At 62.1% G+C, this 11,118-nt stretch carries 12 protein-coding genes; 5 read left to right on the forward strand and 7 right to left on the reverse strand.

The annotated features are described in order from the left end of the window. Positions 1–41 precede the first annotated feature (41 nt). On the reverse strand, positions 42–1,451 hold the full coding sequence (locus ACSSVQ_RS07730) for an ATP-binding protein (RefSeq protein ID WP_454182018.1): 1,410 nt from the start codon (positions 1,449–1,451) through the stop codon (positions 42–44). Positions 1,452–1,529: 78 nt separating this feature from the next. After that, the gene (locus tag ACSSVQ_RS07735) at positions 1,530–2,747 is read right to left on the reverse strand and encodes an acyl-CoA dehydrogenase family protein (RefSeq protein WP_454182020.1); all 1,218 of its coding nucleotides are present in this window, start codon (positions 2,745–2,747) and stop codon (positions 1,530–1,532) included. Positions 2,748–2,901: 154 nt separating this feature from the next. Here ACSSVQ_RS07735 and ACSSVQ_RS07740 point away from each other — a divergent pair, with 154 nt between their 5' ends. Then, complete coding sequence (locus ACSSVQ_RS07740) at positions 2,902–3,726, forward strand: SDR family NAD(P)-dependent oxidoreductase (RefSeq protein ID WP_454182022.1); 825 nt, start codon at positions 2,902–2,904, stop codon at positions 3,724–3,726. Between the two features lie 52 nt (positions 3,727–3,778). Here ACSSVQ_RS07740 and ACSSVQ_RS07745 read toward each other — a convergent pair whose 3' ends face one another. Next, positions 3,779–4,411 carry a TetR/AcrR family transcriptional regulator gene (locus tag ACSSVQ_RS07745; protein ID WP_454182024.1) on the reverse strand — a complete coding sequence of 211 codons (633 nt, stop codon included), beginning with the start codon at positions 4,409–4,411 and terminating at the stop codon, positions 3,779–3,781. Between the two features lie 109 nt (positions 4,412–4,520). Between ACSSVQ_RS07745 and ACSSVQ_RS07750 the strand changes: the two genes are divergently transcribed. The 4 genes from ACSSVQ_RS07750 to ACSSVQ_RS07765 all read left to right on the forward strand — a co-directional run bounded on the left by ACSSVQ_RS07750 (position 4,521) and on the right by ACSSVQ_RS07765 (position 7,184). Further along, positions 4,521–5,393, forward strand: a complete 873-nt coding sequence (locus ACSSVQ_RS07750; RefSeq protein WP_454182026.1) for a metal-dependent hydrolase — start codon at positions 4,521–4,523, stop codon at positions 5,391–5,393. A gap of 11 nt (positions 5,394–5,404) precedes the next feature. Then, the gene (locus tag ACSSVQ_RS07755; protein WP_454182028.1) at positions 5,405–5,920 is read left to right on the forward strand and encodes a hypothetical protein; all 516 of its coding nucleotides are present in this window, start codon (positions 5,405–5,407) and stop codon (positions 5,918–5,920) included. A 66-nt stretch (positions 5,921–5,986) separates the two neighbouring features. Then, positions 5,987–6,292: a putative quinol monooxygenase gene (locus tag ACSSVQ_RS07760; protein ID WP_454182030.1), complete on the forward strand. Its 306-nt coding sequence runs from the start codon at positions 5,987–5,989 to the stop codon at positions 6,290–6,292. 13 nt (positions 6,293–6,305) lie between these two features. Continuing rightward, positions 6,306–7,184 carry an alpha/beta fold hydrolase gene (locus tag ACSSVQ_RS07765; RefSeq protein WP_454182031.1) on the forward strand — a complete coding sequence of 293 codons (879 nt, stop codon included), beginning with the start codon at positions 6,306–6,308 and terminating at the stop codon, positions 7,182–7,184. A gap of 10 nt (positions 7,185–7,194) precedes the next feature. Here the strand turns inward: ACSSVQ_RS07765 and ACSSVQ_RS07770 are convergent, their stop codons facing one another. From ACSSVQ_RS07770 to ACSSVQ_RS07785, 4 genes are read right to left on the reverse strand one after another with little or no spacing between them, the layout of a single operon-like run. After that, positions 7,195–7,638, reverse strand: coding sequence for a hypothetical protein (locus ACSSVQ_RS07770; RefSeq protein ID WP_454182032.1), 444 nt, complete (start codon positions 7,636–7,638; stop codon positions 7,195–7,197). Between the two features lie 4 nt (positions 7,639–7,642). Then, on the reverse strand, positions 7,643–8,059 hold the full coding sequence (locus tag ACSSVQ_RS07775; protein WP_454182034.1) for a DUF1330 domain-containing protein: 417 nt from the start codon (positions 8,057–8,059) through the stop codon (positions 7,643–7,645). Further along, positions 8,034–8,756 (reverse strand): TetR/AcrR family transcriptional regulator, encoded by a 723-nt coding sequence (locus ACSSVQ_RS07780; protein ID WP_454182036.1) that lies wholly within the window; start codon positions 8,754–8,756, stop codon positions 8,034–8,036. The genes ACSSVQ_RS07775 and ACSSVQ_RS07780 overlap by 26 nt, the downstream gene beginning before the upstream one ends. Before the next feature lie 46 nt (positions 8,757–8,802). Beyond that, positions 8,803–10,995, reverse strand: a complete 2,193-nt coding sequence (locus ACSSVQ_RS07785; RefSeq protein ID WP_454182038.1) for a copper-transporting P-type ATPase — start codon at positions 10,993–10,995, stop codon at positions 8,803–8,805. Positions 10,996–11,118: the final 123 nt, after the last annotated feature.

Genomic DNA, 11,118 nt, shown 5'->3' on the forward strand with positions numbered 1-11,118 from the left:
TCCGAATGTGAAATAATTACAAATCCAGCAATGAAATCAGGCTATTGGGCGGCCCGAATGCTCGCAGATGCGTCATTTTGGGTCGTGGCGTCATCGGCCTCTCCGGAGGGCCCCGCCGGGGTGCCCTGACCGCTCTCGGCGACGGGAATCTGGACCAGGAAGGTCGTTCCCTTGCCGATCTCGCTCTCGATGGAGAGCGTGCCCTGATGCCGGTTCACGATATGCTTGACGATGGCGAGGCCGAGACCGGTGCCGCCACGGGCCCGCGAGGTCGCCGCATCGACGCGGTAGAAACGCTCGGTCAGACGCGGAATATGCTCGCGCGCAATGCCCGGCCCGAAATCCCGGACCGTCAGGCGGACGACATCGCGGCTGCCTCTGGTTTCCCGGGACAGGCCGATTTCGATTCGCTTGCCCGATTGCGCATAGCGCAGCGCATTGTCGACGAGGTTCTGGATAATCTGGGCCAGCTCGTCACGCTCCCCCCTGACCGGCGGCAGGGTGGCGGGGGCGGAGGCAACAAGCTCCACGCCCGAATCGCGTGCAATCGGCGTCAGCGCGTCCATCACGTCTTCCACCACGCCCTGCAGGCTCACAAGCTGGTCGGGCAGCACATGTTCGCGCAGTTCGATGCGCGACAGGGAAAGCAGGTCGTCGATCAGGCGGCGCATGCGCTGTGCCTGATCGCTCATGATCCCGAGGAACTTCTCGCGCGCTTCCGGGTCGTCCTTCGCATGGCCGCTCAGCGTGTCGATGAACCCCGACAACGAGGCCAGCGGTGTTTTCAGCTCGTGGCTGGCATTGGCCACGAAGTCCACTCGCATGGATTCCACGCGCTTGGCCTCGGTGAGATCGTGAAGCAGCACCAGCACGAGAAAATTCTTCCGCGGTCCCGGCCCGGCGCCTTCCGTTTCGATCGGGGTGACGAAGGCGTTGAAATGACGCTCGATGGGTACCGGCAGCGTGTATTCGACCGAGCAGGCCGGGCCGCCCTTGAGGACCGATTCAATACAGGAAATGAGCGGGGCATTGCGCAGCACGGTCGCGACATGCTTGCCGACCGCCTGTTTGACGACCAGCGGCTCCGCCGCGCTGTTGCGCAGCAGGACACGGCCCGCACCGTCCAGAACGATCAGCGGATCGGGCAGGCGGTCGAGGATGGTGAGGGAGGGCCCGCTGCCAAGCGGGGTGGCGCGCTTTTCGCCGGACGCGCCAGCCACCCGGACGGGGCGGGTCTCGCCGGCAATCGCGGCCCGCGCCAGAACGACGATGAGGAGAAAGCCATATGCGGCAAGCGCCGCGGCAGCATGAATGGCCCCGCCGAGATAAAGCAGGCCGAATGCAACGGTGGCCGCGGCGATAAAGGTTCGCGCACCGGACCAATGCGTCATGTATTGCCGCATCGCCATCCGGCCCCTATCGGCCTCTTCCTGCTCCGGGGGCACTACCACCGGTTTTCCATCCCCATAAATTCATTCGTAGACGGTTTCGTTCGCAGACGGCGAATCACCGCGTGATTCATCATAACATCAGGCGCCGAAATCCCAGCTCGCGCCTTCCTGATAGCATTTGAGAACATTCTTCGCGATGACAATACGATGAACTTCATCCGGCCCGTCGGCGAGGCGAAGCGTGCGCGCGCCCATATACATGCCGGAAAGAGGCGTGTCGCCTGAAACGCCCAGCGCACCATGCACCTGGATGGCGCGGTCGACCACGCGCTCGAAGGCGGCGGGCACAAAGATCTTGATCGCTGAAATATCCGTACGCGCATCGCCTCCGGCTTCCATCTGATGGGCGCAATGCAGCGTCATCAGCCGGGCGGACTGGATGTCCATATAGCTGTCGGCGATGAAGCCCTGAATGAACTGCTTGGTCGCAAGCGTGCCGCCATGCACTTCGCGCGTCATGGCCCGTTTGCACATGAGGTCGAAGGCGCGCCACATCTGGCCGATCGAGTTCATGCAGTGAAAGACGCGGCCCTCGCCCAGCCGGTCCTGGGCGGCCTGATGGCCGGTGCCGGTGCGCCCGAGCTGGTTTTCAAGCGGCACACGGACATTTTCGTACCGAATTTCACAATGGTCGCCATTGGTATGCCCCCATACGGGGACGGAGCGGATGATGTTCACGCCGGGGGTATCCATGGGCACGATGATCTGGGTCATCTTGTCCTTGGTGCCGCCCTTGCCGTCATCCTGCTCGGTGCGGCACATGACGATGGCGATGTCGGCGCGGCGCCCGTTGGAGGTGAACCATTTATGGCCGTCGATCACCCAGTGATCGCCGTCCTTCACCGCGCGTGTCTGGATGGCATAGGGATTGGAGCCGGGCTGATCCGGCTCGGTCATCGAAAAGCAGGATTCGATCTCGCCCGCGACGAGCGGCTCCAGCCACTTCTTCTTCTGCTCGGGCGTGCCGTATTTCAGCAGGATCTTCTGATTGCCGGAATTGGGCGCGACGACGCCGAAAAGGCGCGCGGAGAAGGGGCTCCAGGCCATAACCTCGTTCATATAGGCATGGGCGAGAAAGCCGATCCCCATGCCGCCATACTCCTCCGGCAGGTGCGGCGCCCACAGACCGAGTTCCTTCACCTTGTCCCGGATGCCGGCGCGAACGGCCTCGGCCTCATCGCCGCCCTTATAAAAAACCGGTTCTGCCGGAATGATCTCCTCGTTCACGACCTTTGCCGTCATGAGCCGGATATCGTTGATCCGGTCGTCGAGCCCGGCGATGGGTTTGATGTCCATTTTCGTCTCCTCCCCTTATTCGTTGGCGGCATTCTAGGGGGAGAAGGGCCGGTTCGGCCAACCGCAACACATGAATACAAGCAACCACGTGAAAGCGGGCGTCAAATCGCGTAGTGTCAGCCGGTTTCGAAATCAACTGGAGAGCGAATAGCCCATGACGGAGATTGCCGGAAAAGTCGCCACCATCACCGGCGCCGCGAGCGGGATCGGACGCGCCACCGCCATCGCACTCGCCCGGGAAGGCGCTACGATCTGCGCCTCGGATCTCGACCGGGAGGGGCTTGCGGAGACCGCGAAACAGATCGAGGCGGAGGGCGGCAAGGTTTCGACCTATCTCCTCGACGTCGCGGACAAGGATGCCGTTTTCGCCTTCGCGCAGGATATCGAAACGAGCCATGGCGGCGCGGATATCATCATCAACAATGCCGGCGTCGCCCAGATCGCCAAGGTCGAGGAGCTGGCCTTCGACGATTTCGAATGGGTGATGAATATCGACTTCTGGGGCATGGTCTATGGCACCAAGGCCTTCCTGCCTCAGCTACAGGCCAAGGGCGCAGGGCACATCGTGAATGTGTCGAGCATTTTCGGCATCATCTCCGTGCCGTCTCAGGCCGCCTACAACTCGGCAAAGTTCGCCATTCGCGGTTTCACCGAGGCGCTGCGCCACGAACTTCAGCGTACGGACATCAAGGTCTCCTGCGTCCATCCGGGCGGCATCAAGACCAATATCGTGCGCAATGCGCGCTTCCTCCAATCCACCCAGGCGACGACGCGGGAGGAAGCGGCCTCCGGTTTCGACAAGATCGCGCGCACGACGCCGGACCGCGCCGCGCAGGTCATCCTCAAGGGCATCCGCAAGGACAAGGGCCGCATCCTGATCGGCATGGACGCGCATCTCGTCGACTGGATGCAGAGGCTGATGCCGGCTTCCTATGGCAAGGTCATGTTCCGCAAGGAAATGGGGCTGGAAGACATCTAAGCCTCCCTAAGCCCACCAAGCCCCTAGCACCCAAGCCCGGGCGCGTTGCGGGCTATCGAGGCAGGTCGCGCGCCAGCGCACGGCGGGCCGATCGCTCGAAAGCGGGATCGAGATAGGGCGCCAGGATATCGAATAGCTGGCTCGCGCCATCGGCCATATCTTCATGTTCGATGGCGCGTTTGCCGGATATCTGCAGAAAACGGATCCAGTTCATCCAGATGAGCCAGGTATTGAGCGCGACGGACCGCAGCCCGCCGCGCCCGCCCGGACGGGTCATGTTGCCGTCCTTCACGAGCTGACCGGCGATCCGCTCCAGTTCGCCGATCCCCCAGTCCTGAAGATCGCGATAGCGGGCGGCGAGTACATCGTCCCGGCGCAGAAGCCCCAGCAGGCCGCCGAAGAAAAACCGGTAGCGCCACGCCAGATCGAAACTCCGCAGATAAAAGGCGGCGAAACGCGCCGGCGAAATCGGCGGGCCGACATCCTCGACGAGCACCGCGCGCAGTTCCTTGTCCAGCTCATCGAACAAGACCCGGACGATCTCTTCCCGGTTGCCGAAGTGGTAGTAGAGATTGCCGGGGCTGATCCCCAGCTCCCCGGCAATACGCGTTGTCGTGCCGGCTGCCGCGCCCTCCTCGTTCATGAGGGTGAGGCTCAATTCCAGAATGCGTTCGCGATTGCTCATGCCTTTTCATACTACCCGCGCGCGGCGGCTCCAAGGCTTGACACTCCGACGGATTAGAGGAAATACTCTAATTAGATTGTTTGCTCTATTTGGCGGGAGAGGGGACGACATGAGCGCCGAAACGCGCATGACAATCCGGCGGATGGGCTTTGCCTTTCCGCCGGCCATGAAAGGCCACTGGAACCGCAAACGGCCTGAGTTCTCGCAGATCGTCAACGCGGCTTCGCTCGCCATGCCCTATCTGGAGCCCTATCTCATCCGCACCATGCGCGAGGCCCGGCCGCTGGTGCGCGACGACGCGCTGCGGCGGGACCTCGACTCCTATGTGGCGCAAGAAGCGACACATTACCGACAGCACCGGAAGTTCAATGACGAGCTGAAAGCCCGCGGCTACACGTCAATCGACGCGCTGGAAGCAAAGCTCGACGCCTCCTATGCGGATATCGAAGCCACACATTCCCTCGCCTTCAACCTCGCCTATGCGGAGGGGTTTGAGTCGATGGCGCTCGCTATCGGCCAAATGCTCGTCGAGGATCGCGACTATCTGTTCGGCGGCAGCGAGAGCGGCGTCGCCTCGCTGGTGCTTTGGCATTTCGTGGAGGAAATCGAACACAAGAACGTCGCCTATGACGTTTTCGATCATGTGGCGGGCGGGTATTTCCGGCGCATCCATGGCTTCCTCTACGCCACGGCGCATATCTTTCTGCTGACGCAGCGCGGATACCAGACCCTGCTCAGGGAAGACCGGCTCTGGCATGACCTGAGATCGCGTTTGCGCCTCGTCGGATTGCTGCTGCGCATTTTCCGCAAACTGACACCTAAGCTCCTGCGCATCCTCGTTCCCGGATACACCCCCAGGCGCGTGCCCGATCCGGATTGGGCTCGGGCATGGGCGGAACTTTTTTCGACCGATCAAAACGGCGCCGGGCGGCTCGACACCGACCAGCTTCGGCGGCCCGCGCCCGTGCCGCTTGGCGCATGAGGAGAAAGAAGATGGATGCTTCCCTGCAAACCACCGCCGCGACGATGAAAGACCGCATGCGCGGCCTCCTGTTCTTCAACGGCGTCGCGCTCCTCGCACTGGCGATCGTCATCGGCTGGGTCTGGTTCTTCGCCCTCCTGGGCAGGATCGTCCTGTGGCCACTTCCAATCGATATTCCGGTTTCCCTACCGGACGATTCGAGAGCCTGGCGCATGGCGCATATGGAAGCGATCACACAGGGGCTGATGCTGATGGCTTTCGGGATCGGCGGACAATTCATCCGCCTGACGCCGCGCCTCTTCACCTGGTTCTTCTGGTCGGCGCTGGTGACGGCATGGCTTTTCACCGTGCCTGCCATTTTCAATGCGGTTTTCGGCACCCGCGGGCTTGCCTTTGGGGGCGGCCCCTTTAAGCCCGGGCTTGCCAACGACATCATCTATCTCTTCGGCTGGCCGCCCGTTCTCGCCGTCCACATCATGCTGGGGCTCGCGCTTTATGGCGTGTGGCGGTACATTTCAGATCGATAGCCGGCATTCGACAGGCCGGTCTTCGACGCTGCGCACATCCCCTCAAAAACCGGGCAAGGAAGCAGAATGATCGTCGTGACGGGCACGTTCAAAATCGCCGAGGCAAGCCGCGAGAAGGCCGCCGGCATCGCCGCCACCATGGCGCGGGCCACACGCGAGGAACCGGGCTGCATCGCCTATGGTTTCTACGAAGACATCGAAACGCCCGGCCTCTTTCGTATTTACGAGGAATGGAAGGATGAGGCAGCATTGGCCTCCCATTTCGAACAGCCTCACATGGCCGCCTTCGGCAAGGCGATGGCCGATGTCGAGGTTCTTTCGATGGAGACGAAGAAATTCGAGGCCGGTCCCGCCGGACCGGTTCGCGGCTAGGAAAGACACTCCGATGGAAGAACAGATCGGCCCCGCCTCCCACATCTATTTTTCGCAGCGCCTGCGGCTCCACTATGTCGATTGGGGAAATGACGGCGCTTCGCCCATGCTGATGATCCATGGCGGGCGCGACCATTGCCGCAACTGGGACTGGACGGCGCAAGCGCTGCGCGACGAGTACCACATCATCGCGCCGGATTTGCGCGGCCATGGCGACAGCGACTGGATGCTGGGCAGCACCTATCAGATGAACGATTATGTCTATGACATTGCGCAGCTCATCCATCAGAAAGATCTCGCGCCGCTGACCATCGTCGCGCATTCCATGGGCGGCGCGGTGGCGCTGCGCTATACGGGGCTTTATCCGGAGAATGTGAAGAAGCTCGTCGTCATCGAAGGGCTCGGCCCCTCGCCCGCCATGCTCGAAAAAGGCAAGGACATGACGACCGACCAGCGGCTGCGCAACTGGATCGACGAGACGCGCAAGCTCTCAGGCCGCCAGCCGCGCCGCTATGCCAGCATCGAGGAAGCCTATAAGCGCATGCAGGGCGAGAACCCGCATCTTTCGCCGGAGCGGGCGCGACACCTTACCGTTCACGGCGTGCATCAGAACGAAGACGGCACCTATAGCTGGAAGTTCGACAATTATGTGCGCGTCTTTCCGCCGACGGGTTTCGACGAGGCGACCACGACCTATCTCTGGTCGCGCATCACCTGCCCCACGCTACTCATTCGCGGCGCGGAAAGCTGGGCGAGCGACCCGGTGAAAGACGGGCGCGCGAAGCATTTCCAGAATGCAAAAGTCGTGAATATCGAAGGCGCAGGCCACTGGGTCCAGCATGACAAGCTGGACGAATTCCTGAGAGTGACGCGGGGCTTCCTGAAAGGTTAGAGCGACCAACTCACTTCAGAAGCTCACCGGCTTCGATGCACGCCTTCATTCGGTCGGTGAATTCAACGCGCGCCTTGATCGATGCAGGGTCGTCGGGCTTGCGGTTGCCATCAAAGACAGCAAGAGCATCAGCGAATGTCCGAAGCACCTCATCCTGCTCTTCCTTTGAAGAAAACCTATACTCTTTCGCAAGGGTAACGGGTTTTCGTGTTTCGTAATCCCATCGCACTACCCTGCAAGCGACCCAGTCGAAACTCCAAACCTTGGTGCCATCGGGCATCCGCTCTGACGTATCGTCTTTCCAAAAATCAGCTGTCCTGAAACCGATTTTCTTTCCCTGCATGTGCAGTATGAACTCATCACCCTCTTCGCGATGAGCAGCGAGATATTCAACGAACACTTCTGGATCGTCGGACTCGATCCGGGTGGTTTCCCGGTTGAACCTCCAGCCCATGGACCTAGCCCACAGCGCCTGTATCCATGCACTGGATGAGCGCGGTGCGTTTCAGGCCCGCCGTGCGATGGGGCAGCGCTTCGCGATAGTCGGCTTCCGAGGTCATTTCGAGGAAGGCCTTGCGGGAGGGATAGCGCACCAGCACCACCGCGTCCCAATCGTCCTTGTCCGTACCGACGACGAGCTGCTCACGCGGGGACTGCCAGAGAATACCGCCGCCGACGGATTTGATCTTCTTCTGCGCGACCTGGCCATAGAGCCCATAGGCTTCCGCACCGCTGATGCCGCCTGCGTCTCGGCCATCCTCATAGACGGCTTTGGCACGAAACTTCAGCAGGTTGACCATGACGATGGGCGTCGTCTGGTCGGCTTTCATCAGCGCATCGAGTTGCGCCTCAGTCGGCTCGAGCTTTTCGCTCATCGGTTTTCCTCCCCCTGGATTTCACGGCCGGCGTCAATGCGGTCTCGGTCTCCGCGGAGACGGGCGCGGTCAACATGCCGAGCAGGCCGTCGACGAGATTTGCCGTGAAAAATTCGCGCGCCGCGACATCCTTCAGCGCATCGTGACGGCGCGTCCAGATGGCAAGGGCGCTGATCGCCATTTCCAGCATGAAACGCTGGCGCTGTTCGGCAACCTCTGGCGGCAGGTCGTTCAGATAGTCGGCCAGCAGAATATTGACCCGAGTGAGGCCGTCATAGCGCCCCCAGACCGTCATGCGCGGCAAGTCGAATTGCGGATCGCCCAGCACCTGCGCCACGAAACGGGCAAAGCGCACACCGTCTCTCGTATGCAGCAATTCGAAGATGGGCTGAAAGGCGATCTTCACGACCCCGCGGAGGTCGGGCTTTTCGCCGCTTGCCGCCAGATCGTCGAGCAATTGCGAGCGGCGGGTATCCAGCACATCGGCGCGCTGGCGCAGGATCGACCCGATCAGCGCCTTTTTCGACCCGAAATGGTAGTGCAGCGCGGATTCATTGCGCTGCCCTGCCGCGGCATTGATTTCCTTCAGCGTCACCGCATGGATGCCGCGCTCGCCGAACAATTGCTCGGCGGCGACGATCAACCTCTCACGCGTGTCGCTGCTGCGGTTTCCCGCTTTACTTCTGGCCTCGGACATGGGGCGAGACTAATGACCTCCATTATATCGGTCAATCGAAACAGGCTCACAGTTTGAGCCCGCGCAGGCGCAAAGCATTGCCGATAACGGAGACAGATGAAAGAGACATGGCCGCCGCCGCAAAGACCGGGCTCAGAAGGAGACCGAAAACCGGATAGAGAATGCCCGCCGCGATGGGCACGCCCGCGGCGTTATAGATGAACGCGAAAAAGAGGTTCTGGCGAATATTGCGCATGGTCGCGCGGGAGAGTTCGCGCGCCCGGGCGATGCCCATGAGGTCGCCCTTCACCAGCGTCACGCCCGCGCTTTCCATGGCGATGTCGGTGCCTGTGCCCATGGCAATGCCGACATCGGCGGATGCGAGCGCCGGAGCATCGTTGACGCCGTCGCCCGCCATGGCGACGACGCGGCCCTCGCCCTGCAGCCGCTTCACCATGTCCGCTTTCCTGTCGGGCAGGATTTCCGCCTCGACTTCATCGATGCCGAGTTCGGCTGCAATCGCCCGGGCGGTGCGTTCATTGTCGCCGGTCAGCATGACAATGCGCAGCCCGTCCTCGCGCAGACGCGCAATCGCATCGGGTGTCGTCTTCTTGATCGGATCGGCGACGGCGAGAAGCCCCGCCAGCGCACCGTCCATCGTCACGAACATTACGGTCGCGCCCTTGTCGCGCAATTCGTCGGCGCGGGCGGAGAGCTTGTCCGCCGCAATGCCCAGATCGTCCAGCAGATGCCGATTACCCAGGGCCAGCTTGCGGCCTTCCACCGTGCCGGTGACGCCCTTGCCCGACGGCGCATCGAAATCCTGCGCATCGGAGAGTGTCAGGCCGCGATCCTTCGCCGCTTCCAGAATGGCGTCCGCCAGCGGATGTTCGCTGCCGCGCTCAAGACTTGCGGCAAGGCGCAGCAGATCGTCTTCGCTCACCCCGTCCGCCGGCTCCACCGCAGTCACGCGCGGCTTGCCCTCGGTCAGCGTGCCGGTCTTGTCGACGACCAGCGTATCGACCTTTTCCATCCGTTCCAGCGCATCGCCATTGCGGATCAACACGCCGAGACCGGCGCCGCGCCCCATGCCGACCATCAGCGACATGGGCGTGGCAAGGCCCAGGGCGCAGGGACAGGCGATGATGAGGACCGACACCGCCGCCACCAGCGCATAGCCGAAGGCCGGGCTCGGCCCGGCGAACGACCAGGCGACAAAAGCAATAATAGCAACCGCAATGACGGCGGGGACGAAATAGCCCGCCACCTTGTCGGCAAGGCCCTGAATGGGCGCGGAACTGCGCTGCGCCTCGGCGACCATGTTGACGATGCGCGACAGCATGGTCTCCATGCCGACCTGTTCGGCCCGCATGACGAAAGTACCGGTGGCGTTGAGCGTGCCGCCGATGACATTGTCGTCCTCGGCTTTTTCAACGGCCATGCTCTCACCGGTGATCATGGATTCATCGATCGAGCTGCGGCCGTCGATCACCACGCCGTCGACGGGCACGCTCTCGCCCGGACGTACGCGCAGGCGGTCGCCCTTCTCCACCTCGCCAAGCTCCACTTCCTCGTCGTCGCCGCTTTCGGTCAGGCGGCGGGCGGTGCGCGGCGCGAGATCGAGCAGTGAGCGCAGCGCCTCGCTGGTGCGGTCGCGCGCCCTGAGTTCCAGCACCTGCCCCAGCAGCACGAGCACGATGATGACGGCCGATGCCTCGAAATAGACAGGTACCGTGCCGTCTTCATTACGGAAGGCGGTGGGGAAGATATGCGGCAAGAGGATCGCCACAACCGAATAGACATAGGCCGTGCCCGTGCCCATGGCGATGAGGGTGAACATGTTGAGATTATTCGTCACCACCGAGGACCAGCCGCGCTGGAAAAAGGGCGCCCCCGCCCAGAGCACGACCGGGGTCGCCAATGCGAACTGCACCCAGTTGCCCATAACCGGGGAGAGACCGAAATCCGTGTGAAACAGATGACCGCCCATTTCGAGGATGAAGACCGGGAGCGCCAGCGCGAGACCGACCCAGAAGCGCCGCGTCATGTCGATCAGCTCTTCATTCGGCTCCGCATCGCGCGTCACCATCATGGGCTCCAGCGCCATGCCGCATTTCGGGCAAGTACCGGGGCCATCCTGGACGATCTCCGGATGCATGGGACATGTATATTGTGCACCGGGAATCACCGGCGGCGGCGTTCTGTCCCCGCCGCCATGGCAATGATTATGGTGATGGCAGCAGCTTTCCTGTTCGCTCATGGTCTCGTTCCCGCAGGGAGGTCCAATTTTCTGCCTGGAACGTAATGCTTCCAGTTGCTGGAAGGTCAAGGTTGACGGGAAAATGACAGAATGCCAGTCATCCCGATGCAGGAGCATGGCCGC

The organism is Parvibaculum sp. MBR-TMA-1.3b-4.2, assembly GCF_053628815.1.